A 23471-nucleotide genomic window follows, 5' to 3' on the forward strand; every position below is an offset into this window, starting at 1 on the left:
TATGCTCAGGCCATAAAGGGAGGACTGATCCATGACATCCATGCAAGCGGCCGTGCTTTATGCCGGTCTATTCTGCCTGCTCATGCTGGTGCTGAAAGCGAATGTCGGGCGCGTGCGCACAAAGCACAAAGTCGGCTTTGGTGACGGGAACAATGAAGCCATGCAGCGCAGCCTGCGCGTTCAGGGGAATGCCGTGGAAGATGTGCCGGTCGTGCTGCTGGGCCTGATCGGCCTTGGCGCGCTGTCGGCCCCTGCCCTGCTGATCCATGGCCTCGGCGGCAGCTTCCTGCTCGGCCGCATCCTGCACGCCATCGGCCTTGGCGGCTCTGCCGGCAGCAGTTTTGGACGCAGCGTCGGCACGCTGATCACCGCGCTGGTCATGCTGATCACCGCCGGTGCGTGCGGCTGGTTCGCGCTAACCTAGGACTCCGAGACCAGCCCCGTCACAAGACCGGACAACTTGCTGGCATCACCGGCAAGGTCTTTCACCATGACCCGGGCCTGGTCCTGCGGACCCGGAAAGGTCAGCTGGTTCTTCGGCGTGACGGTGAAACCGATCTCTCCGAAATAGGCCGGTGCGCCGATCAGGATGGCGGCGGGCCAGCCGGCGGATTTACCGGCTTCCAGCGCTTCGCCCGTCACGGTCAGGCCAAGCCGGCTGCCCCGGTGCGATGGCGCCACGGCAACAGGCCCATAGAACAGCGCCTTGTCCCGGCCCGGTCCCACAACCAGCGGCCAGACACGGCAGACCGCGATTACCTGCCCATCCAGTACAGCCACGCGATTGATCTCAGGCAGCGAGCGGGAATACTCGCGCAGCCTCTCGGCAGTCTTGGCAAAGTGGCCGGGGCCGAAGGTGCGATCGAAGAGGTCTTCAATCGCTTCGGCATGCAGGGCTGGGGTTTCGGGCACAATCTGGAGCATGAGGCGCGCCTTTAGGGCGGTGTGCCGTGTGGATCAATGGGGTAATTGCGCCTGGCTGGTCCTAATACTTCACCGAACAGCCATAAGGCTTGGTGCTGCTGACGGAAATTGGCTCCCCGGCGGCAAGGCTGGCCAAAGCCTCCCGGACGTAATTCGTGGCGGTGGCAATGTCTGCCACATTCGCAGAAGCAATAGAGTCTATGGCGCCCTGATAGGCGACCTGCCCCTTAGAACCGATTATGAACATGTGGGGTGTGGTCTTCGCCTGGTAAAGCCGGCCGAGTGTGCCGTCGGGGTCCAGCAGCACATGAGCCGGTTGCGCATTGTGCTCCTCCGTCCACTGATTGGCTGTCGTGCCCTCGGCAAAGCCCTGTTTACCCGGCGCCGAGGAAATCACGGTCAGCCAGACCGTTCCGTCCGCCTCCGCATCGGTCTGCAGGCCCTGAATGTTTCCGGGCGGCTGGGCATAGTGCTTGCGCACAAAGGGGCAGCCTTCGTTTGTCCATTCCAGCACAACGGTTCGGCCAGAAAAATCCGACAACGAAACCGGATCGCCATTGCTGTCCATGGCGGTGAAAGCCGGCGCGGGACGGCCAACCGGGAGACCGGAATCTGCGCGGGCGGTAGAGGCAATCAATGCCCCCGCCGTCAACGCGACCGCAGCTGCCATACCGGCAGCGAGCGACAGGTTTCGCCGATTGATCGTGATCATCCGTTTCTTTGTTCCCTCGTATCCGGGTGACCTCAGGGGGTCAGGGGCAGGCTTGTGACGAGCCCCTGGTTAAGGATTTCCGGCAGGACCTGCGGCTCGTCCGAACCGGCAGGATACCATAAATACATCGGAACGCCTGCGCGCTGATGCCGCGCCAGTTCAGCCGCAATGGCCGGATCCTTGCGGGTAAAATCCGCCACCAGGAAGGCGACATCATTGGCTGCGAAGAAGTCGTGCACCGTTTTCGACTTCAGCGTCGTTGCCTTGTTCACCTGGCAGGTAGCGCACCAGCTGGCAGTGAAGTCGATAAAGATTGGCCGGCCCTCTGCAATCAGCGACTGGACCTTTCCGGCGCTCCACGGCTCGGCCTCATATTTGGCGGCGTAGGCAGACGACGCGCCAATGGCAGGCGCCGGTGCCATCGCACGTTCGGTGACACCGAACAGGGTAAGTGCCAGCGTGACGGCAGCCAGTATGCGCGGCAGGCGCGCTTCGCGCTGCCACAGCCAGGCGGCGAATGCGATTGCCACAGCGCCGGTTGCGGTCCATGCCACGGCGCCCGAGCCGGCAAGATCGCCCAGCACCTTGGCCAACCATGCCGCTGTCAGGAACATCGGGAACGCGAAGAACTGCTTCAGCGTGTCCATCCACTTCCCCGGACGCGGCAGCAACTTGTACAGGTTCGGCACGAAACTCAGCACAAGGAAGGGCAGCGCCAGGCCAAAACCCATGGCCAGGAAGAAGGTGAAAACGACCGGCGCGGAATGCCCCATTACGGCACCCAGCGCGGCGCCAAGAAAAGGCCCGACACAGGGAGAACCGACAATTGCTGCCAGCACCCCCGTAAAGAATGCGCCCGCATCCCCGTCCCGGTCCGCAAGACCAGAGCCAAGATTCTGGAGCGATGTTCCCAATTCGAACATGCCCATCAGCCACAGGCCGACGGCAAACATGACCAGCGTCAGCACCGCTACGACCGGCGCGTTCTGCAGCTGGAAGCCCAGAGTGACCGGCCCGGTGGCGGCGCGCAGGGCGACAATGATCGCCGCCAGCACGCCGAAGGACACCAGTACGCCTGCCGTATACCAGATGCCATGGCGGCGCACTTCTCCGGCATGGCCGCTGGAAACTGCGGACACCATGCCGAACGCCTTCATCGACAGCACAGGCAGCACACACGGCATCAGGTTCAGGATCAGGCCGCCGAGGATCGCCAGCAGGATCAGCTTCCAGGCTGCAACCTGAAGCCCGGCACCGCCCACAGGGCCGAGGCCGGACGTGTCCGGCAAGGGTGAGCCTTCTGCTGCGCTGATCTGGTAACCTGTGCGACTGCCATCGTCTTGTTCGATCACGACGACGCCTTCGAGCGGCTTCGAGACCTCTGTCATATCTGCGGCGCTCAGTGAGAGCGTCGCACCGTGGCGTCCCATTTCCACAGGCTGCTCAGCTGGATGAAGAATGTCATGCCCGAATGGAAAGAAGCGGATCGACCGGACCTTGCCAAAACCGCCATCGAGACGGAGGCTGAGTGTCCAGTCGAGATCTTTCTTGAGGACCCGCGCTTCTCCCGGAAACGGCACGTCGCTTTTCGCAATCCATTTACCGATTAGCTCGCCATCGCGGATGTTCGCTTCAGACTGGTCCGTTTCCAGTTTCAGCTTTACATGGGCCTGTTCGGGTACGCAGGTGTCTTCGCAGATCAGGTAATCGGCGATGACATCGAGCGTGACCGGCCCCATCGCATCGTCGGGAATGGTAATGGGAAACGGGAAAACGACTTCGTCATTGTAGCCGTAATCCATGATCTCCCCTTCCACGACCGGAAGGAGGTGCGGCAGCGGCCAGACGATATCGCCGATCGCGCTCGCTTTGATGTCACTCGCCGGCTGGGCGATGACCTGCGGGGGAAGGCCCGCGTCCCCGGCGTTCAGCCAGTAGACGTGCCAGCCATTGTCGAGGTCCATTTTTAGCGCGGCGTAGATGGTTTCGCCCGGCAGGGCTGCGTCGCGCTCGGAAATCAACTCCACACGCGCATGGCCCGCGTCCACCGGCGCAGCGGCCGCCGGCAGGATGGAGAAGATAGCACCTAACAGGGCAACAAGGCAGGCGGAAAACTTCATCTAGCAGGTCCGGTTTCTTGGAGTTGCGGCTCATATGCCCGCAAACACGCCTCTACAGAAGGGCCTCGCGCAAGCGTGATGGCAAATGTGTCAGCCCGACGCACCCTGCGCGGCAAGAAAAAAGGCGGCCCGGAGGCCGCCTTCGATCTCTTACGCTGACACAGGCGATCAGGCGTTGGCAGCCTGCGGTGCAGGTTCCGCAGGCGGCGGCGTGCGGGTTGCGCGCTGGATCACACGCTGCCAGTTCAGCAGCGAAATGAAGTGGGAGTAGATAGCGCCAAGAGCGCCGCTCGCCTTGAGCTCCAGGTACTTGTCATCCGGCAGATTGTTGAGGCGTTCTTCGGAAATCGCCCAATAGTCAGCGAGTTTTTGCGCTTCGCCGACTGCGGAACCATCCGGCGTGTTCGGCTGGAAGGTGACCGCTTTCTCCTCAAACAGGTCGAAATCACGGATCAGCTTCACGAAATCAGAGGTCGCTCGGCGCTGACGCTCGAATTCCTTGCAGAACTCGATGGCATCATTGGTGAATTTGCTCGGCTGGCCGTTTTCGAAGAACGGCACTTCCGGCTGGTTGGTCACCATCGGGGCCTGACGATCGACGCAAAGGATCAGACGTTCGGCATTATCGTCGTTCGCAAACACGAACGGATACCGGCGGGCAAAGGCGGGCACATAGTGATCGTCCACGATGCGGCCATTGGCATCAATGTAAAGGTTCTGGCCCTGACGCAGGCCCATCACCGCGACGGGGGTCCGCTCGTCTCCGACGAAAATGATCGGATAGGATCCGGCCGCGAGGCCGAATTCCTGAACCGCCAATGGAATGGCATGCGCCTCGCGCATAAAGCCAAGCGGCTGGTCGATCTGCTTGATGCCGAGACCGGCATGGTCTTCCAGGGACAGCGGCTGCGGCTGCTTGTAGAAAAGGACCTGGCCTGTAAGGGCCGTTTGGCCTGCTGCGGGAGGCGTGTTCACGTGTGTCTCTCCGATCTGAGATAATTGGGCGTTTGCCTACCGGAAATAAACACTGGCTACAACACCCGAACCGGCCTGAAATGCAGTGACTACGAGGTGAAGAAACCGTCATGAAATCCACGTCTGACACCCGTTTTCTCATCCGCCGCCGCACGGTTCTGGTGGGACTCGCGGCGGGGACATCGCTGGCAGCGTGCGGCCCGCAAGTCGATGACGCCGGCACGCCGCGGCGCATCGCCCGCGAAGTGGATCAGACCCTGCAGTCCATCGCGATGACAGAGCTCGCGGCGGACCCGGAGCTCGCTACCCGGCTGGGCCTTTCGGAAGACGCGGTTGGTTATCCGTTCAACCGGTACCTGACGGACCGTTCACAAGCCGCCTACGAGCGCCGCCGGGTCAGCCGGCTGGAAATCCTGGAAGCACTGGCCGCAACGCCCCGCCCGGCCGAAGGCAGCCCGCAAGCCCGCCATCTCGACACGGTGATGGCCGCCTACGAAACCGCCGAATCCCTGTTCGTTTCAGGGCACGGGCAAACTGGGCTCGGCGTCTCCTATCCCTATGTGATGGACCATATGCGCGGCGCCTATATCGACGTGCCGGACCTTCTCAGCCGGTCCCACCCGGTCAGGACCACCGCCGAAGCACGTGCCTATGTCGATCGGCTCGCTCAGTTTGCGGACGCGATGGAAGACGAACGGCGGCGCCTGGAAGCCGACGCCAAATCCGGTGTCGTTCCGCCGGACTTCATTCTCGCCCGCATGAGTGATGCAGCCCTGAAATTCGCGGAAGAGCCGACCGAAACGCATGTGCTGATCACGACGCTGGAAAGCCAGCTCGCCGGCCCCGAAGATCTCAGCCTTGAGGATGCTGCGGATATCCTTGCTCGCGCGAAACGCATCGTCGAACAGGAAATCCGGCCCGCCTACCGGCACCTGGCCGAAGCTTTCACGGCGTTGCAGACGGATGCGCCATCCCAGCCCGGCGTCTGGCAACAGCCGAATGGTGACGCCTACTATCAGGCCGCGCTGCAGGCCTATACCGATCAGGGATTGTCTGCAGAAGAGCTGCACGCGCTGGGCCTCAGCGAAGTCGACCGGATCACGGCGGCACTGGAACTCGCCCTGTTCGAGGCGGGTCTGACTGAAGGCAGCGCGGCAGAGCGCCTGACGCTGCTCTCGGCAGAACCGGGGCAGATCTTCGATGCGACGCCGGAAGGCCATGCAGCCCTGCTGGCGCTGATGCAGACCTATCTGGACAAGGCTGAAGCGGCCCTGCCCTCCATCGTGTCGACTATTCCACGGACAAAAGTGGCCCTGCGTGCCGTACCTGAATTCCTTGAAGCGTCCGCCCCGGCGGCGTTTTATTCCGCCGCCCCGGCGAATGGCTCCGCGCCCGGCCTGTTCGAGATCAATCTGGCCGACATGACCGACTGGCCGGCCTTTACGCTGGCCACGCTGGTCTTCCATGAAACGGTGCCCGGCCACCATCTGGAAAGCGCGCTGACAGCAGAAACGGCCCACTTGCCGCTGATCCGGCAGATGATCTGGAACGTCGCATATGGCGAGGGCTGGGGCGTCTATGCCGAGACCTTGGCGGACGATATCGGACTATACCATGACGATCCCCTTGCCAGGATTGGCTATCTCCAGTCCTTGCTGTTCCGCGCCGCACGCCTCGTCGCCGATACCGGCATCCACAGCATGCACTGGAGCCGGCAGGAGGCGATCGACTATCTCGTCGCCGTCACGGGACAGCCGGAAGGCCCGATGGCGCAGGAAGTCGACCGCTACACAGTCTGGCCCGGTCAGGCGGCGGCCTACTGGATCGGACGCAAGCGGATGCTGGACCTGCGTGAGCGGGCCGAGCGCGTGCTGGGGCCCGATTTCGACTTCGTGGAGTTTCACGACACGGTTCTGACAGGTGGCCCGCGGCCGCTCTCGATCCTCGAACAGGATATCGAGCGCTGGTACACCGCTAAGATCCGGGACTGAGCCTTGGCCTCGCTCCGGTTTTCCCGGATTGGGCCCGAATCGTCCCGGCAGCGCCCAATTCCCGCCATGACCGTCTTGCCATTCTGTCATGATCAGAACGCAGGTGGAGGACGATCATGCGCAACAGGACAATCGGGTTTCTTCTGGCAGGTGCAGCCGCGGCTGCGCTGCTGACAGGATGTGCGAGCGAAACGGGCGGCAGCAGCGACGAGATCGCGACGGAAATCGCCGCGCCGCCTCCGCCCCCGGCCCCTCCGCCGCCGCAATACGAAGCCCGGGCTCAGCAGAAAGTCACGGTGACCGGCGCCATGAGCGCAGGCGACTATGCGGCCGCCGCACCGCCGCCGTCCGCGATCATGATGGCCCCGGAACCGGAATTCCGGGACAAGTATGAAGATGTCGACCCGAACCCGGTGAAGCTGACCAGCGAAGAGCCCGTCTCCACCTTTTCCATCGATGTCGACACAGCCTCCTACGCCAATGTGCGGCGGTTCCTGAAAAGCGGGGTGCTGCCGCCGAAGGACGCGGTGCGGATCGAGGAGATGGTCAATTATTTCGACTACACCTACCCGCAGCCGGACGCAGGCGCCGACCCGTTCGCGACTTACGTGACGCTCGCCCCCTCCCCCTTCGCGGAAGGACGCCAGCTGATGCAGATCGGCATTCAGGGCCGCGACATCGACCGTGACGCCCGCCCGCCGGTGAATTTGACCCTGCTGGTGGATGTGTCCGGCTCCATGCATTCGGAAGACAAGCTGCCGCTGGCCAAGCAGGCGCTGAAACTGATGCTGGACCAGATGGACCCGGCCGACACGATCTCGATCGCTGTCTATGCTGGCGCCGCGGGCGAAGTGCTGGAACCGACGCCGGTCAGCGACAAGCGCAAGATTTTCGCGGCGCTGGAAAACCTCCGCGCTGGTGGCTCCACTGCCGGCGGCGAAGGCCTGCGCCTTGCCTATTCGCTGGCGGAGCAAGGCCTAAAGGAAGGCGCCGTGAACCGTGTCATGCTGCTGACCGATGGCGACTTCAATGTCGGCATCACGGACTCCGAACAGCTGGAGGATTTCATTTCCCGCAAGCGCGAGAGCGGCATCTATCTTTCGGTCCTCGGCTTCGGGCGCGGCAATTACAATGATGCGCTGATGCAGAAGCTCGCCCAGTCCGGCAACGGCACCGCCGCCTATGTCGACACGCTGAGCGAGGCTCGCAAGGTTCTGGCCGACGACCTCGGCGGCAACCTCTTCCCGATTGCCGACGACGTGAAGATCCAGGTCGAGTTCAACCCGGCCAAAATCGCGGAATACCGCCTGATCGGTTACGAAACGCGGATGCTCGACCGGGCAGACTTCAACAATGACAAGGTGGATGCCGGGGATATCGGCGCGGGCGCCAGCGTCACGGCCATCTACGACATCACGCCTGTCGGATCGGACGCGGCACAGATCGATCCACTCCGCTATGGCGACAAGCCTGAGGCAGGCGAGGACCCGTCCGGCGAGTACGCCTTCGTCAAGCTGCGCTACAAGCCGCCGGGCGAACCGGATTCCATCCTGCTGACCCATGCGGTGACCGATGCCGACAAGGCAGACAGCCTGGAGGCGGCCCCGCAATGGGTGCGTTTCGCAACGGCCGTGGCCGGGTTCGGGGAAATGCTGCGCGGCGGCGAAGACCTCGGCACAGGCTTTGGCTGGAAAGAGATCCGCGATCTGGCGGCAGGCGCCAAGGGCGAGGATGAATTCGGCTACCGCGCGGAATTCATCGAGCTGACGCGCTTGGCGGAAACGGCTGAGGCGCAGGCGGCACTGAACCGGCCTGCGCCAGAGCAATAAAGACTCGGGCAATAAGACGGATCAGGCGGCGAGGTCTTCTGCGACCGGCGCCGCCTGTACTTCCACCACGTCCCGAGGGCTGAGACAGACCGGGCTGAAGCCTTCCTCGATATCGGCGACCATGCATTTGCGTTCGCGGGCGTCGAATTCGAGGGCAAGGAACACGGCCGAGGCGCCGTAGCGTTCCGCCTCTGCCAGCGCCCAGATCGGCTGCAGGTCATGCGGGCGGCCGGTCAGCTCCATCACGCGGATGATGCGCCAGCCATAGGAGTCGGGGGCTGCGAAGATGACGGCGCCCGGGCTGCGGGCCCATGCGGCGTCCTTTGGAACACGCTGGAAGTCCCATGCCTTGCCAGAGCGTCCCCGAAAACTGACTGCGATGTTCATGTTCATGCTCCGTTCTTGGAGACATGTTCCTATCTTGTTCTCATCTTGTTCGCAAGAAGTTTTTAGTTAACAAGGGGTTAATGGCCCGCCTGTGGAATTACTTCACGACGGTGAAGCGTTTGCGGTCGAAAACCCGCAATACCTGCTGCAGATCGCGCCCGCGGCGCAGGATCTGGCCGGCCTGTCCGTACACGACATACTGGCCCTGCATGTTGGCGAGATGGGGCTGTTTTTCGATCCGCCAGGTCGGATTTTCGGCGTGGCGGCGGAAGATTGCGAAGATCGCATGGTCCTTGTGCATGCCGATGGCGTAGTCACGCGCTTCGCCTGCCATGACCAACCGTCCGTAGACGTCGAGAATCGGTCTCATCTCGGTTTTGTGGAAAGCGATTCGCGGCTCGCTCTGGGCTCGGCGGGAAGGAAATTCGCTCATTTTCTCTGTTTATGACTCCCCTGTAATGCGAATTTGGTGCGGGAAAGCTCGCCTAAACGTCTTTTAATCCGAAATTCCACTGAAACAGCAGGAATTGGGGCAATCTGGCCACCTTTCGGTCTTGCTTGCGCCCCCGCGCACAGCCATCTTTGTCTTGTCGGACGGAGGTGAACATCTAGCACCCCGGACCCATCAGCCCCCCCAGCCCCCTGGGGCGCCAGATAAACTTCTGTCCGACACACTTCCTCAAAAATCGACTGACCAAAATCCGGTTGCAAGCCGTCTCCGTCTAGCTGCGCGCGTTTGGCGCCTTTTCACTATTGGGCCCCTTCGATCCGATGGCGTCAAGCAGCGGCTTTAGGATCTTGCCTGCCGTGCGGCCCGCGCCCGAAGCCTGGGCAAGGCGGCGGGAGACGTATTCGTCGAGGTCTTCCTCGGACGGGTTGTCCAGCCAGTACAGCACGATGGGCGGCAGAATGGCGGTCAGCAGGCCCCGCTTGGAGTAGCGGTTATAATCCTCTGCCGTGTCGCCTGCGGCGTCCCAGACGAAATCGGCCACAGACCAGCCGCGCTGCAGCGCGGGGCCGGCATTCCACGGCACCATGCCGCGCGAAACGGCGCGGCGGACGGCTTCCCGGTTCGGCTCCAGCGCCTTCAGCCAGGCGAGCACGCCCGCCTTCACCTTGTCCGGAATGCGCATGGATGACAGGTCCTGAGCGGCGAGATCGGCCTTTGCCGCCTCCCCTGCTTCCTCGAAAAAGCCGTCGATCAGGTCGATCACGCCGCGCGGCGCGGCAAGGGCCTGTTCACCCTCACTAAGCCCGGCGTCATTGGCTGCGCGGGCTGCTGCGGCCTCCGTCCAGCCGTCAAAAGCGACCTCCGGCAGCAGGGCATCCAGCCAGCGGCGGCGAAGTTTCCGGGAAGGCGTGACAGTCATGACTGAACTCCATGGCAAAGGGGGGCTTGGCCAAATCCCTTTTCACGTGATATAGCGCCCGCTTTCCGGCCTGTCTGGCCGACACAAAGTCACAATCGGGGCGACGCCCCCAACCCAATGGAGATTCCCATCGTACAGATCGTCGTCCGCGATAACAATGTCGAGCAAGCCCTGCGCGCTCTGAAGAAGAAGATGCAGCGTGAAGGCCTGTTCCGCGAAATGAAGGCTCGCCAGCATTTCGAAAAGCCGTCCGAGAAAAAAGCACGCCAGCGCGCAGAGGCCGTCCGCCGCGCCCGCAAACTGGCCCGCAAACGCGCCCAGCGCGAAGGCATCCTTTAGGACGCTGCTTTTATCGCAAGATAATCAAAACCCCGTCAGAGCGATCTGGCGGGGTTTTTGTTTAGGCCGACTTCTTGCGCCCCATGCCCTTCAGCATCTTGCCGAGGTCGCCGATGCTGGCGCCGTTGACGGCCCCGGCGCGGTAGACGCGGACGGAGACCCAGAGCACGGCCAGCGTCGTCACCACCATCAGGCCCATCTGCGTCGCCACTTCCCACATGGGCGGGTCATGCGGCATGCGCAGGATCAGCAGGAAGGGCGTGAAGACAGGGATCCACGTCGCAAAGTCCACCACGGGCGAGCCCGGGTCCTGGAAGGCGATGAAGATCGCGAACATGGGCAGCATCAGCAGGATCATCATCGGGCTGAGCAGCGTCTGCGCTTCCTGGATCGTATCGCAGAGGGAGCCGAGCGCCATGAAGATCATCCCATACATGATGTAACCGAGCACAAAGCTGACCAGCGCAGGCAGCAGGATCTGCGGACTGCCTGCCGCCGCGAGAAACGGCGTGATCATACTTCCCGCCCCCGGCACCTGCGTCGCGAGGAAGGCCGAACCCGACAGCGTGAACAGGCCCCAGACCAGCATCATGGTGGACGTCACCGCGAACACAGCGAGCAGCTTGCCCGCCAGCAATTCCGGCATGCGCACAGACGTCAGCAGCGTGTCGAAGATCTTGTTGGAGCGTTCCTCGATCGTGCCCATCAGCAGGTACTGGATGATCGAGAACACCATCAGCCACAGGAAATAGGCGAGCGCCCCGGCGACGAAGACCGGCGCCTTGTCGGCGAGCGTCACTTCCGCGCCGGCCGATTCCTGTTCCGCCACGCTGCGGATGCGCCGCGCGGGCACCTCAACGGCGGCGTCATCGGCATTCTGGATGAAGTCAGGATCCAGCCCCGCCGCTTCCAGCGCATGCTTGCGCGCCAGGCGTCGCACGGCATCCTCGGCCTCATAGCGCAGCGTGTTGATGTTGACGTCATCGCTCCAGTATTCGAGCGTCTGGCCATCCTCAGACAGGATGAAGGCCGCAAACAGCGGCTTCTCGCCCAGCGGGCCAGAGACGAACCGTTCGCCCAGAAGGTAAGGCCGCAGGCCATCGATTGATCCTGCTGGCGGCGCAACCGCAATGAATTTCCGCTCCCGGAGCGTCTGCATGGCACCGTTGTTCATGGCCCCTTCCGGCAGCTGCATTTGTTCTGCAAGGTCTTCGGCCTTTGCCGCCGCTTCATTCCGGGCAAATTCCGCATCGATGGCTTCGGCATAGAGCTGGCCCGGTTCGATCACCGTGTAATAACGCACCGGAGACGATTGCGCCGCGAACAGGGCAAACATCGAACCGATCAGCATCAGGGCGGGCACAGCGGCGAGGCTCAGCCAGAAGCCCCAGGCTTTGACGTAGCCGAGATAGTCCCGGCGGAAGACGAGATAGATATTCCGCATCAGACCGTGCTCCCCTCTTCCTGCTCCGTTGCCGGATCATCCAGCGCGGCGGCCTCTGCCTCTCCGACGAGCGAGACGAACACATCCCGCAGGCGGGCCTCGTCCGGCGCAAAGCCCGTGATTGGCGCACCTGCCTCAATGGCGGCGCGCAACGCATCCTGCGGACCCGCGCCTCTCGGCAGCGCGATGCGCCAGGCATCGCCATGACCCCGGTCTGCTGCGCGCTGGGCCTCGAACCCTTTCGGCGCCAGTGCAGCGCCAAGGTCGTAACCTTCCTCCACTTCCAGGCTCGCGCCCTTCTCCAGCGTGGTGAAGGCTTCCGGCAGCGTGCCGTCGAACACTTTGCGACCGCGCGCCATCATCATGATGCGGTCGCAGAGCCGCTCGGCATGTTCCATCACATGGGTGGAGAACAGGATCGTCGCCCCGCGCTCATGCTCGGCACGGATCAGGTCTTCGAGCACCTGCTGGTTCACCGGGTCGAGGCCGGAAAACGGCTCGTCCAGGATCAGGAAATCCGGCCTGTGGGCCAGTGTCGAGAGGATCTGGACCTTCTGAGCCATGCCCTTGGAGAGCTTGGAGACCCGCGAATGGCGAAACTCGCCAAGCCCGGTCGATTCCATCAACTCGTCCGCACGGGCTTTCGCTGCACCCGCGCCGAGGCCTTTCAGGCGCGCGAAATAGGCGATGGTCTCCCGCGCCGTCATCTTCTTGTAGAGGCCACGCTCCTCCGGCAGGAAACCGACGCGGCGCAGGGACAGGATGTTCGGCGCTTCTCCGAACAGGCGCACCTGACCTTCATCAGGCGGTATCACGCCCAGCGCCATGCGCAGGCTGGTCGACTTGCCGGCCCCGTTTGGACCCAGAAACCCGATGATCTGCCCTTCCGGCACCTCAAGCGACAGGGTCTGGACCGCCGTAAAGCCGCCGAAACGCTTGGTCACATCCGTCAGGATGAGGGGGGATTGGGCCATCCGTATCTCCGAATCCGTATGAAAATCGCTCGCTTTTCACGAGAGTCGATATGGCTGCCTATTCTTTGGCCCGGTGCGTCTTGCCAACCCCTTAAAGCCGTCGCAGCATGAATTCGGATGAAGACGGATGTGCGCCCCCTTGCACCGTCAAACTTGGGGTTGGCGGCAGAAGAGTGCGGGCAGGCTGCGCGCACCAGGCTGCAATCTTATGCCCAGAAACTCGCACGGATTGAGGCCGCCCTCTCCCGGATGGAAAGAGGATGCTATGGCTTCTGCCTGACCTGCGAAGGGCGCATAGGACTACATCGCCTCGAAGCCGACCCGGCCGAGGCGATGTGCGAGACCTGCGATGTGGGTGGAGACAGCGTCAGATAAGGACGCCGAACAGCCAGATCATGAACTGAACAAACAGGCCGGTGAGCAGCAGGATCACCAGCGTCGCATACCAGCGGCCGCTCAGGTTCAGCACGAGGCCGGACGCGATGCCCACAACGGTCATCAGGCCGAGGGAAACGGCCCAGTGAATGCCAATGGCAATGGCCAGAACGGCATGGCCGATCATAAGCGCCAGAATCAGGCCGCCCCAGGTGCTTCCCGTGATGAAGCCGTTCCAGGTGGCTTGCTGGTCGTGGATATCCATTTCGCCGTGGTGGTATTCGCTGGCAGCCATTTAGGGCTCTCCCCGTGAAATCATTGCTGCCTGCCGTATTATCGAAGGCAGGCGAAGGGTCAAGCGGATGATGGCGCCCGTATTGCCGCAGATGACAGAAGCCGCAGGTCTGATCAGTTCAACTGGCCCTTTGGCTTCGGCACCGGCGGCGTGAACGGTTCAGGCAGCGGCGCAGCCGGTACGCCTTCTTCCTTCAGGGCTTCGCGCTCTTCCTCGGTCGTTTCACCCCAGATCGGACGCTCATCCTGTTCCCCGTAATACATGGAGCGCGCCTCTTCGGCGAAATTGCCGCCGACATAGTCGAAATTCTCAGCCACATGCTTGCGGGCTTTTTCGGCGAAAGCAGCAAACATTTTCTCCGGGTCAGCAGATGCCTCCTTGCCCTTCGTCGATTTCACCGACGGGGCCATGATCTGTTTGTCCACGCGGGAGGAATTGCAGGCGGTGCAGCGCACCTGACGCTTTTCCTTCAATGTTTCATATGCCGACGATGAGGCAAACCAGGCTTCGAAATCCTCGTCACAAGCCTGGCAGTGAAGTGCGTAGCGGATCACCGGTCAGCCCCCCTCTGGTCACGGAGACGCCAGCATCGGGTCGAGTTTCCCGGCCCGTTCCAGCGCCATCATGTCGTCGCAGCCGCCGATGTGATGCTCGCCGATGAAAATCTGCGGGAAGGTCCGTCCGCCATTCGAGCGCTGGATCATCTCGGCTTTCTTGTCCGGGCTCATGCCTGCATCGATCTCTTCGAACTCCACCTGCTTCTCGCGCAGCAGCGACACCGCGCGCGAGCAATAGGGGCAGAAGGCCCGGGTATAGATCGTGACTTTCGTCATGAAGACGCTCCTTGGAACCGTTACAGGAATTATATGGTGATGTCCGTTTCCCGTACAACGCGCGCGAGCACCAGAACGTCCACATGCCGCGCCCCTGCCCGTTTGAGGGCACGTGTGCATGCACCAAGTGTTGCGCCCGTTGTCAGCACATCATCGACCAGGAGGACACGTTTACCCTGGATATGCCCGGCCCGGCCCGGGCGTAGCGCAAAGGCGCCGGCCACATTGCGGCGCCGCGCCCGGGCGGACAGACCGCCCTGCGTCGGCGTCCGGCGGATCCGCTTCAACGCATCGACTGCCACGGGCACACCGCTGCGCCGGGACAAGGCATCCGCAAGCCAGGCCGACTGGTTGAAGCCCCGGCTGGCGAGCCGGACATAGTGCAGCGGGACCGGTACGATCACGTCCGCCTCGTCAAGCAGGGCGCGGCCTGCCTGCGCCATCCAGCCGGAAAACGTACCGAGCCCGTCACGCCTGCCAGAGCGTTTGAGGTCCAGCACCAGGCGGCGGGAGGCTGCTTCATAGACGAAGGCGGCGCGCGCCCGGTCCCAGCGCGGCGGGCGAGCGATACAGGCGGCGCAGACGGCGCCTTCGTCCAGTTCCGTCCCCAGCGGCGTACCGCAGCGATCGCAGACTGCGCCGCTCAGGAAATGGATCTGTCCGAATTCGTGTGGACCGAGCGGCCCCTTGCCCAGCCCGCGTTCCCGGCTGACCAGCGAGCGCGGCGGCCAGAGGAAATCCGCCGCCATGCGCAGAAAGGCCTTTGAACGGCTGTGCTGCTGCTCCATATCGCGTGCCATGACGCCCGCTGCTCCCCCGCGCCTGTTCGACCGTGCCCGTGTCGCGCGCAATCGCGATCGGGCGGCTTCCCGTTACGCAGACTATGCGTTCCTGAAGGAACGCGTGTCGAGGGACATCGCGGACCGCGTGCAGGATACGCCGCGCACATTCGAGCGGGCACTGGACCTTGGCTGCCATGATGGACGGCTGGCACGCATCCTGTCCGGCACGGGCCGCGTGAGTTCAGTGGCAGCAAGCGACCTCTCTCCAGCCATGGTGGATGCAGCGCGCGCTGCCGGCACCGAGGCACACATGCTGGACGAGGAGACGCCGGACCTGTCGAGTGGCGGCTACGATCTCATTGTTTCGGCATTGTCCCTTCACTGGGTGAACGATCTTCCAGGCACGCTGGTGCGCTTGCGCCAGGGCCTGAAGCCTGATGGCTTATTTCTTGGCGCCCTTTTTGGCGCAGGCACGCTGGCCGAACTACGCGAATGCCTGATGGAAGCGGAAACAGAGATTTCGGGCGGTGTCTCGCCTCGCCTCTCTCCCCTGCCGGGCCTCAAGGATATGGCGGACCTGATGCAACGCGCCGGTTTCGCCCTTCCTGTAGCAGACCGCGACACGGTGGTCGTGCGCTACCGCGATCCGGCGCGGCTGCTGACAGACCTGAAAGGCATGGGCGAGCAGACTGCACTTGCGCCGGGCATGATCCGGCCGCTGCCACGCGCGGTCCTCAGCCGGGCGCTCGACCTCTACCGGGAACGCCACGCCGAGCCGGACGGACGCGTGCGGGCGAGTTTCGAGATTGTGCATGTATCCGGCTGGGCGCCGGGGCCTGGCCAGCCAAAGCCTTTGCGGCCCGGCTCCGCCACGGCTAGCCTTGCCGACGCGGTACGCCGGCAGGGCAAGCGCGATTAAGGGCCGGAAAAACCGTCGGCGGCCTTGGTGAACGAAGCGTTCGTCGATGTGCCGACGGCCGTTATTCCACCAACAATCGCGAGGCAGATGATGCCTGCAATCAGGGCGTACTCAACCGCGGTTGCACCGTCCTCGTTACCGAGGAATTGCGTAAACAGTTCACGTGCGGCTCTCATGGTCCCTCCGTCGCGTGTCCCCCCGAAAGAACCTCGAACAGCGGAATATCCGCAGGAGGGGCCGGGTAATCAAACAGGTTTGCCGGAGGAACCCACGCGATGGCCTGGCCTTCTCGTGGATGCACTTCGCCTGACCATGCCTGACACGTGTAGAGTGGCATAAGAAGATGAAAGTCGGGGTAAGTGAAACTCGCAAAAGTTGCCGGCCTGAGTTCCGATTCCTTAACCCTGATTGAAAGTTCCTCGTACAGCTCCCGCGCAAGTGCTGCCTCCGGCGTCTCGCCCGGCTCTACCTTGCCACCCGGAAACTCCCAGAGGCCTGCGAGCTGCTTGCCTTCCGGGCGCTGCGCCAACAGGATTTCACCCTTGTCATTGTAAAGCGCAGCAGCGACGACCAGGACCAACCGGTGCGTCATGTCCGGTAAGCGCCGTTGATATCCACATAACCGTGCGTCAGATCGCACGTCCACACGGTCGCTGACTGGTCCCCGACGGCAACATCGACACGGATCGTGAATTCGGGCTTCGCAAACACCGCGCTGGCTGCCTCTTCACTATAACCTGACATGCGGGCGCCATCCTTCGCGACCTGAACATCGTCGAACCAGATGGCGAGAGCCTCGGCCGAAATCGGCTCCAGCGACTTGCCCACCGCCATGACAATCCGTCCCCAGTTCGCATCGCCCGCCGCCATGGCGGTCTTGATCAGGGGAGAATTGGCGATCTCGCAAGCAATGATCTTGGCCGAGAGGTGGGACACGGCACTATCGACCTGGATGGTGACGAATTTTTGCGCCCCTTCCCCATCCTTGACGACCAGCTGGGCCAGTTCGAGACAAACAGAGTGAAGGGCCATCGCCACCGAATCTAGGCGCGGGTCATCCTTCGAGGTGATCGGGTCCATGCCGGATTGGCCCGTCGCGAAAACCATCAGCGTGTCGGACGTGGACGTATCGCCATCGACCGTTATGCAGTTGAACGTCTCGTTCGTGATGTCTTCGAGCAATTCCTGCAGCACGTCATGGGCGATGGCGGCGTCGGTGAAGACATAGGCAAGCATCGTGGCCATGTTCGGCGCAATCATGCCGGAGCCCTTCACGATCCCGGCGAAATTCACTTCACGTCCGTCAATGTCCATCGACGTACCGGCGCCTTTGGCGAACGTGTCTGTGGTCATGAAGGCCCGTGTCGCCGCCTCCCAATCCGGTGGCCCGAGCTTTTCTGCCAGGTCAGGCACGAATGCCCCGACAAAGTTCGGATCGGGCAACGGTTCACCAATGACACCGGTCGCGGCCAGAAAGCAGTGCTCCTTTGCAACGCCCAGCGCCTCAGTCATCGCTTTCAGCGTTGCCTCGTTCTTCTCATGGCCTTTCGGGCCCGTGAACGCATTGGAATTGCCCGAATTGGCAACCAGGGCACGGGCCGTGCCGCCGCCCACCTCCAGTGCCTGACGGCACCACAGCACGTCCGCGGATGCGGTTCGCGAGATTGTGTAGACACCCGCACATGTCGTGCCTTCGTCGAAGGCGAACAGGAAAACATCGTCACGCTTTACGCCACGCTTTGCATAGAAGCCGCGCGAGCCAGTGGCGGCGCGTACGCCTTTCACCTCAGGCAGTGTGGGAAAGGGAGTCGCGAAGGGCGAGGGCGTCAGGTTCAAAGTTCAGTTCCTTCAGGGGCGGGTGTCGACGGGTCGTCGGGCGCATCGGGCCCGGTGTCCGTGTCAGGAAGCCTGTAAGGCGTTGCGCCATCGTCGTCGAGCCCCGGTTCACCCTGCTGGATCTGGGCTTCTGCCTTGAGACGACGGACGATCTTGGCGACCTGTTCGAGCGTCAGGAAGGTGACGATATCGGGCCGCATTTCGTCCCGCGTCTTGGGCGCGCGGGAGCGGCGATTCTTCACTTTCAGGATGTGCCATCCATCGGCGGATTCGAATGGCGGCGCGACCTCGCCTTCGCCGGTATTGGCGATGACCAGCGGAAATGGCGGCGGCTCGTCATTGGGAGAGACATAACCGAGATCCCCCTGCTCCATGCGCGTCGCGCTGTCGAGCGAATTGGCGCTGACCAGGCTCTCGAAGCTTTCGCCCGCCTGAATCCGGTCGAACAGGGCCTGAGCCTCTTCTTTCGTGGCGACCAGGATGTGGGCGATGCGCACTTCATCATCGTCCTGCTGCAGGGCGACCTGCTTCTGGTACATCGCCTCGATCTGGTCCTCGGTCACATCCTCGGCGACGAGGTTTTCGACCAGCAGGTTGCCGAGAATTCGCTCCTCAGCCATTTCGAGCCGGCGGCGCCCGGCCGGATCCTTGTCCAGACCGCGCCGGACAGCCTCCTGCGCCATCAGCTTCTGCTCGACCAGCTGGTTGAGAACCGTATCGTATTCGGTATCCCCGGCTTTGACCTTCGTTCCGGCGGAAACAAGCCCCCTTGCAACGGCCTCAAGCTCCACGTCGCTGACATAGATTTTCTCGCCATTCACCGTGGCAGCGGTTGCGCCTTCAACGCGAACCGGCACTTCTTCCTCCGGTGGCGGGCTGCAGGCAGCCGTTGTCACAATCGCCAGACCGGCAAACAGGATACGCGGGCTGACCCGCAATGCCTTCAGATTCAACACAGTCATCACTCCAGCTGTCTGATGGCGCCGCATTGACACCCCATTGCGGCGTTCTTAAGTCTCACCCGCGCGCTGGTCGAGTGGGTTCGGCTGGTGTAATCACGGTGGGAGAACCCGCGTATTCCTGTGCGGTCACACGGTCAGGATCACAGTTTCTTCGCCCCAGACCTGATTGGTGCAGCCTCTTATGTTTTCCGTCGCCCGCAAGATTTTCGGTTCCGCCAACGACCGCAAGCTGAAACCCCTGCGAGCCCGCGTCAACCGCATCAATGCCCTCGAGCCGATGATGGAGGCGCTTTCCGACAGCGCGCTCAAAGGCAAGACCGCAGAATTCCGCAAGCGCCTGGCCGATGGCGCAACCCTCGATTCCCTTCTGGAAGAGGCCTTCGCCGTCACCCGCGAAGCGGCCCGGCGTGCCCTCGGCATGCGCCATTTCGATGTGCAGCTGATGGGCGGCATGATCCTCCATTCCGGCGCCATCGCCGAAATGCGCACCGGTGAAGGCAAAACGCTGGTGGCGACGCTCGCCGCCTACCTCAACGCACTTGAGGGCAAGGGTGTGCACGTCGTTACCGTCAACGACTACCTCGCCCGCCGCGATGCCGAATGGATGGGCCAGATTTATGGCTTCCTCGGCATGAGCACGGGCATCATCGTGCACGGCGTCACCGACGAAGAGCGCAAGGCCGCCTACGCCGCAGACATCACCTATGGCACGAACAACGAGTTCGGCTTCGACTATCTGCGCGACAACATGAAATATGCGCTGGACCAGATGGCCCAGCGCGGACACCACTTCGCCATCGTCGACGAGGTGGACTCCATCCTGATCGACGAAGCCCGTACGCCGCTGATCATTTCCGGCCCGACAGACGACCGGTCCGACCTCTACATCAAGATCGACGCGATGGTTCCGCGCCTTGAAGAGGAAGACTACGAACTCGACGAGAAGCAGCGCTCGGTCACCTATACCGAATCCGGCATGGAGAAGATCGAAACCTGGCTGGACGAAGAAGGCCTGCTGGAAGGCTCGCTGTGGGAGCCGCACAACATCTCCCTCGTCCACCACGCCAACCAGGCCCTTCGCGCCCACAAGCTCTACGCCCGTGACAAGGACTATATCGTCAAGGGCGGCGAGGTGATGCTGATCGACGAGTTCACCGGCCGCATGATGGAAGGCCGCCGACTGTCCGAAGGCCTGCACCAGGCCATCGAGGCCAAGGAACGCACCGACATCAAGCCCGAGAACCAGACGCTCGCCTCGATCACCTTCCAGAACTATTTCCGCCTCTACTCGAAGCTCGCCGGCATGACCGGTACGGCCCTGACCGAGGCCGACGAATTCGCCGACATCTACAAGCTGGAAGTCATCGACCTTCCGACCAACAAGCCGATCCAGCGGATCGACGAGGACGATGTCGTCTACCGGACGGCCAAGGCGAAATACGCCGAAATCGTCAAGGAAGTGCGCGAGTGCCATGCCAAGGGCCAGCCGATCCTGCTGGGCACCGCCTCGATCGAGAAATCCGAGATCCTGGACAACCTCCTCACCGCCGCGAAGATCCCGCACAAAGTGCTGAACGCCCGCCACCACGAGCAGGAAGCCCATATCGTGGCCGATGCCGGTGTGCCCGGCGCCGTGACCGTGGCCACCAACATGGCCGGCCGCGGCACCGACATTCAGCTCGGCGGCAATTTCGACATGCGCCTGGAACAGGAAAAGGAAAAGAAAGAAGCCGAGCTCGGCCGTGAGCTGACCGAAGGCGAAACCTCACTCCTCATCTCACAGATCAAGGCCGATATCGAGGTCAAGAAAAAGCGCGCACTGGATGCGGGCGGACTCTACGTTCTGGGTACGGAACGCCACGAAAGCCGACGCATCGACAACCAGCTTCGCGGCCGGACCGGCCGTCAGGGCGACCCGGGCAAATCGAAATTCTACATCTCCATCGAAGATGACCTGATGCGTATCTTCGCTGCCGAACGCATGGACGCCGTGATGCGCCGCCTCGGCATCAAGGAAGACGAGGGCATCACCCATCCCTGGATGAACAAGGCGATGGAGACCTCGCAGCGCAAGATCGAGCAGCGCAACTTCGAGATCCGCAAGAACGTCCTCAAATATGACGACGTGATCAACGACCAGCGCAAGGCGATCTTCGAACAGCGCATGGAATTCATGCGGGCCGACGATGTCTCCGACGTGATCGTCGAGATGCGCGAACATGTAATCGATGCGCTCGTCACCCGCACCATGCCGGAAAAGGCGTATGCGGAACAGTGGGACGTCGCGGGCCTCCGTGAAGCGCTGCGCAATGATTTCGCCATCGACCTGCCGGTCGATGAGTGGGCCGCCGAGGAAGGCGTCGCCAACAAGGAAGTCGCCCAGCGCATCCGCGATGCGGTGGAAAAAGTCTACGAGGCGATCACGGCAGCCGTCGGCGCCGACCAGATGCACCGGATCGAAAAGCAGATCCTGCTTCAGGTCCTCGACATGCGCTGGCGCGAACACCTGCAGATGATCGACCAGCTGCGTTCTGTGATCCACCTGCGGTCCTACGGCCAGCGCGATCCGCTGAACGAGTTCAAGTCCGAAGCGTTCAACCTCTTCCACAGCCTGCTGGAAGAACTGCGCGCCACCGTCACCCGCTCGCTGATGCACATCCGAGTTCAGCAGCAGGCTCCGGCAGACCAGGCGCAACAACGCCCTGCCCAACCCCAGATGGCGCAGCGGCCGGCGCCTGCGCAGATGCCACCCCCTCAAGCGCACGAAACCCACCTCGACCCGGACACCGGCGTGAACGAGATGGACCCATCAGATACGACCCAGCCGCCCGGCCCGGAACTCCATCAGGCAGAAGACGACTGGTTGAACACACCGCGCAACTCCCCCTGCCCGTGCGGCTCAGGCAAAAAATACAAGCACTGCCACGGCGCCCTCTCGCACCAGCGGGTCTAGGCGGACGCAGAAACATCCGGCCTGACAAGGCAAAAGAAATGGGCGCCAGGATTGATCCCGGCGCCCTCTTTCGTGTCGTAGCCTGATTATTTCGCAGCGACGTTCATCACGGCCGTCGTCATGGCTTTTACGCCCGTATCGATGGTAGGCGCGGGGACCGGCGCGAAGAAGGGCGAGTGGTTGCCCGGCGTTTTCATCGGATCCAACGTTTTGTTTTTCTCGCCAAAAAGGGCCGGATCATACACGCCGACCCGGAAATAAACCGACTTGTCGAATGCTTCGAGGAAGTCCCCATAGTCCTCGCTGCCTGTTGTCGGGGCCGCGAAATAGGCTTTGCCGTCCGGGAACACCCTGCTCATCGCGGCAAGCGTGCTGTCTGACAGGTCGGGGTCATTGTACACCGCCGTGCCACCGGGGCGAATGTTGATCTCCGCCTCTGGTGCACCAGCCATGGCAACAATCGCCTCCGCCGTGCGGCGCACGCCTTCCAGCAGCTTCTCGCCGATTTCCGGCTTGTACCAGCGCACGGTGCCACGCACGCGTACCGAGTCCGGAATGATATTGCCAGCGGAGCCGCCATTGATCGCGCCAACGCTGATCACGCCGAATTCCTGCTCCGGCTTTTCGCGGCTGACGATGCTCTGCAGGTCGACCACGAATTTCGACGCCATCATGACCGGATCAATGGTTGTGCTGGGACGCGACCCATGCCCGCCGACGCCATTGAACAGAATGTCGAACCCGCCTGCAAAAGAGTTCATCTGCCCCTTCACGATCTGCACTGTATCATAGGCCGACGGGCCCACATGAAGGGCAAAGCCGTAATCCGGCACGCCGAACCGGTCGAAGATGCCGTCTTCCATCATCTTTCCGGCGCCGCCAATTGCCTCTTCGGCAGGCTGGGCGACGAACATCAGCGTGCCCTTCCATTCCTTCTTCATCTCGGCGAGGGTCTGAGCGGTCGCGAGGAAGATCGCCATGTGCGCGTCGTGCCCGCAGGCGTGCATCACGTATTTCGGCTCGCCATTCCAGTCGGCCTGAACGGTGCTGGCATAGTCGAGACCGGTCTTCTCCTGCATTGGCAGGGCATCCATGTCGGCGCGTACCATCACCAGCGGGCCCTTGCCATTCTTCAGGATGCCGACAACGCCGGTCACCCCGACGCCTTCGGTCACTTCGAAGCCCAGTTCCTTCAGGCGCGCAGCGATGATGCCGGCAGAGCGTGTCTCCTGGAGGCTGAGCTCCGGATGGGTGTGGAAGTCCTTGTAGACCTCGACCCAGTCGTCGAGGTTTTCGTCGACCACGTCCGAGAGCCTGGACTGGAACTTCCTGTCGATGTCCGACGGTTTGGCGCTTGCGGGCGCCGAGACGGCGGCAAAGGCGATCAGGCTGGCCATGCCGGCCTTGGCGAGACGAGATTTCGGGGAAGACGACATACAGGCAGCTCCGGA

At 62.5% G+C, this 23471-nt stretch carries 24 protein-coding genes; 6 read left to right on the forward strand and 18 right to left on the reverse strand.

The genetic code is table 11. The annotated features are described in order from the left end of the window. The first annotated feature begins 31 nt into the window (after positions 1-31). A complete protein-coding gene (locus R3C98_RS01235) occupies positions 32-424 on the forward strand; it encodes an MAPEG family protein (protein WP_371312298.1) in 393 nt (130 codons plus the stop codon). Here R3C98_RS01235 and R3C98_RS01240 read toward each other — a convergent pair. From R3C98_RS01240 to R3C98_RS01255, 4 genes are all read right to left on the reverse strand, one after another. Beyond that, complete coding sequence (locus R3C98_RS01240; protein ID WP_371312299.1) at positions 421-924, reverse strand: GNAT family N-acetyltransferase; 504 nt, start codon at positions 922-924, stop codon at positions 421-423. The genes R3C98_RS01235 and R3C98_RS01240 overlap by 4 nt on opposite strands. 61 nt (positions 925-985) lie before the next feature. Further along, a complete protein-coding gene (locus R3C98_RS01245) occupies positions 986-1636 on the reverse strand; it encodes a redoxin domain-containing protein (RefSeq protein ID WP_371312300.1) in 651 nt (216 codons plus the stop codon). A gap of 32 nt (positions 1637-1668) precedes the next feature. Beyond that, on the reverse strand, positions 1669-3756 hold the full coding sequence (locus tag R3C98_RS01250; RefSeq protein ID WP_371312301.1) for a protein-disulfide reductase DsbD family protein: 2088 nt from the start codon (positions 3754-3756) through the stop codon (positions 1669-1671). 168 nt (positions 3757-3924) lie between these two features. Continuing rightward, complete coding sequence (locus R3C98_RS01255) at positions 3925-4731, reverse strand: SapC family protein (protein WP_371312302.1); 807 nt, start codon at positions 4729-4731, stop codon at positions 3925-3927. A 110-nt stretch (positions 4732-4841) separates the two neighbouring features. Here R3C98_RS01255 and R3C98_RS01260 point away from each other — a divergent pair, with 110 nt between their 5' ends. After that, on the forward strand, positions 4842-6722 hold the full coding sequence (locus R3C98_RS01260; protein ID WP_371312303.1) for a DUF885 family protein: 1881 nt from the start codon (positions 4842-4844) through the stop codon (positions 6720-6722). A gap of 116 nt (positions 6723-6838) precedes the next feature. Then, positions 6839-8551 carry a von Willebrand factor type A domain-containing protein gene (locus R3C98_RS01265; protein WP_371312304.1) on the forward strand — a complete coding sequence of 571 codons (1713 nt, stop codon included), beginning with the start codon at positions 6839-6841 and terminating at the stop codon, positions 8549-8551. A 21-nt stretch (positions 8552-8572) separates the two neighbouring features. Here the strand turns inward: R3C98_RS01265 and R3C98_RS01270 are convergent, their stop codons facing one another. The 3 genes from R3C98_RS01270 to R3C98_RS01280 all read right to left on the reverse strand — a co-directional run bounded on the left by R3C98_RS01270 (position 8573) and on the right by R3C98_RS01280 (position 10308). After that, positions 8573-8938 (reverse strand): hypothetical protein, encoded by a 366-nt coding sequence (locus R3C98_RS01270; RefSeq protein ID WP_371312305.1) that lies wholly within the window; start codon positions 8936-8938, stop codon positions 8573-8575. A 97-nt stretch (positions 8939-9035) separates the two neighbouring features. After that, positions 9036-9371 carry a DUF2794 domain-containing protein gene (locus tag R3C98_RS01275; protein WP_371312306.1) on the reverse strand — a complete coding sequence of 112 codons (336 nt, stop codon included), beginning with the start codon at positions 9369-9371 and terminating at the stop codon, positions 9036-9038. A 289-nt stretch (positions 9372-9660) separates the two neighbouring features. Then, positions 9661-10308: a COQ9 family protein gene (locus R3C98_RS01280; RefSeq protein ID WP_371312307.1), complete on the reverse strand. Its 648-nt coding sequence runs from the start codon at positions 10306-10308 to the stop codon at positions 9661-9663. Positions 10309-10425: 117 nt separating this feature from the next. Here R3C98_RS01280 and rpsU point away from each other — a divergent pair, with 117 nt between their 5' ends. Then, entirely contained in the window at positions 10426-10647 is a 222-nt protein-coding gene (gene rpsU, locus R3C98_RS01285) for a 30S ribosomal protein S21 (RefSeq protein WP_371312308.1), read from the forward strand. Between the two features lie 61 nt (positions 10648-10708). Here the strand turns inward: rpsU and R3C98_RS01290 are convergent, their stop codons facing one another. The 6 genes from R3C98_RS01290 to R3C98_RS01315 all read right to left on the reverse strand — a co-directional run bounded on the left by R3C98_RS01290 (position 10709) and on the right by R3C98_RS01315 (position 15368). Further along, on the reverse strand, positions 10709-12091 hold the full coding sequence (locus tag R3C98_RS01290) for an ABC transporter permease (protein WP_371312309.1): 1383 nt from the start codon (positions 12089-12091) through the stop codon (positions 10709-10711). Beyond that, positions 12091-13065 carry an ABC transporter ATP-binding protein gene (locus R3C98_RS01295; protein ID WP_371312310.1) on the reverse strand — a complete coding sequence of 325 codons (975 nt, stop codon included), beginning with the start codon at positions 13063-13065 and terminating at the stop codon, positions 12091-12093. The genes R3C98_RS01290 and R3C98_RS01295 overlap by 1 nt, the downstream gene beginning before the upstream one ends. Positions 13066-13432: 367 nt before the next feature. Next, complete coding sequence (locus R3C98_RS01300; RefSeq protein ID WP_371312311.1) at positions 13433-13735, reverse strand: aa3-type cytochrome c oxidase subunit IV; 303 nt, start codon at positions 13733-13735, stop codon at positions 13433-13435. Between the two features lie 113 nt (positions 13736-13848). After that, positions 13849-14289 (reverse strand): DUF1178 family protein, encoded by a 441-nt coding sequence (locus R3C98_RS01305; RefSeq protein ID WP_371312312.1) that lies wholly within the window; start codon positions 14287-14289, stop codon positions 13849-13851. Positions 14290-14307: 18 nt separating this feature from the next. Then, complete coding sequence (gene grxC / locus R3C98_RS01310; RefSeq protein ID WP_371312313.1) at positions 14308-14568, reverse strand: glutaredoxin 3; 261 nt, start codon at positions 14566-14568, stop codon at positions 14308-14310. A 29-nt stretch (positions 14569-14597) separates the two neighbouring features. Then, positions 14598-15368, reverse strand: a complete 771-nt coding sequence (locus R3C98_RS01315; RefSeq protein WP_371312314.1) for a ComF family protein — start codon at positions 15366-15368, stop codon at positions 14598-14600. On the opposite strand from R3C98_RS01315, the gene R3C98_RS01320 reads away from it, so the two are divergent. After that, the gene (locus R3C98_RS01320) at positions 15367-16269 is read left to right on the forward strand and encodes a methyltransferase domain-containing protein (protein ID WP_371312315.1); all 903 of its coding nucleotides are present in this window, start codon (positions 15367-15369) and stop codon (positions 16267-16269) included. The genes R3C98_RS01315 and R3C98_RS01320 overlap by 2 nt on opposite strands. On the opposite strand, the gene R3C98_RS01325 is transcribed toward R3C98_RS01320, so the two are convergent. The 4 genes from R3C98_RS01325 to R3C98_RS01340 are packed head-to-tail and all read right to left on the reverse strand — an operon-like array spanning position 16266 to position 19067. Continuing rightward, positions 16266-16445, reverse strand: a complete 180-nt coding sequence (locus R3C98_RS01325; RefSeq protein ID WP_371312316.1) for a Flp family type IVb pilin — start codon at positions 16443-16445, stop codon at positions 16266-16268. The two genes, R3C98_RS01320 and R3C98_RS01325, sit on opposite strands and share 4 nt — an antisense overlap. Then, complete coding sequence (mutT, locus tag R3C98_RS01330) at positions 16442-16861, reverse strand: 8-oxo-dGTP diphosphatase MutT (protein ID WP_371312317.1); 420 nt, start codon at positions 16859-16861, stop codon at positions 16442-16444. Before mutT ends, R3C98_RS01325 begins: the two co-directional genes overlap by 4 nt. Beyond that, positions 16858-18105, reverse strand: coding sequence for a bifunctional glutamate N-acetyltransferase/amino-acid acetyltransferase ArgJ (gene argJ / locus R3C98_RS01335; protein WP_371312318.1), 1248 nt, complete (start codon positions 18103-18105; stop codon positions 16858-16860). The genes mutT and argJ overlap by 4 nt, the downstream gene beginning before the upstream one ends. Then, complete coding sequence (locus tag R3C98_RS01340) at positions 18102-19067, reverse strand: peptidylprolyl isomerase (protein WP_371312319.1); 966 nt, start codon at positions 19065-19067, stop codon at positions 18102-18104. The genes argJ and R3C98_RS01340 overlap by 4 nt, the downstream gene beginning before the upstream one ends. A 181-nt stretch (positions 19068-19248) precedes the next feature. Here R3C98_RS01340 and secA point away from each other — a divergent pair, with 181 nt between their 5' ends. Beyond that, positions 19249-22020 carry a preprotein translocase subunit SecA gene (gene secA / locus R3C98_RS01345; protein WP_371312320.1) on the forward strand — a complete coding sequence of 924 codons (2772 nt, stop codon included), beginning with the start codon at positions 19249-19251 and terminating at the stop codon, positions 22018-22020. Positions 22021-22106: 86 nt separating this feature from the next. Here the strand turns inward: secA and R3C98_RS01350 are convergent, their stop codons facing one another. Beyond that, positions 22107-23456 (reverse strand): amidohydrolase, encoded by a 1350-nt coding sequence (locus R3C98_RS01350; RefSeq protein WP_371312321.1) that lies wholly within the window; start codon positions 23454-23456, stop codon positions 22107-22109. Positions 23457-23471: the final 15 nt, after the last annotated feature.

The organism is Hyphomonas sp. (assembly GCF_041398465.1).
Taxonomy (GTDB): Bacteria; Pseudomonadota; Alphaproteobacteria; order Caulobacterales; family Hyphomonadaceae; genus Hyphomonas.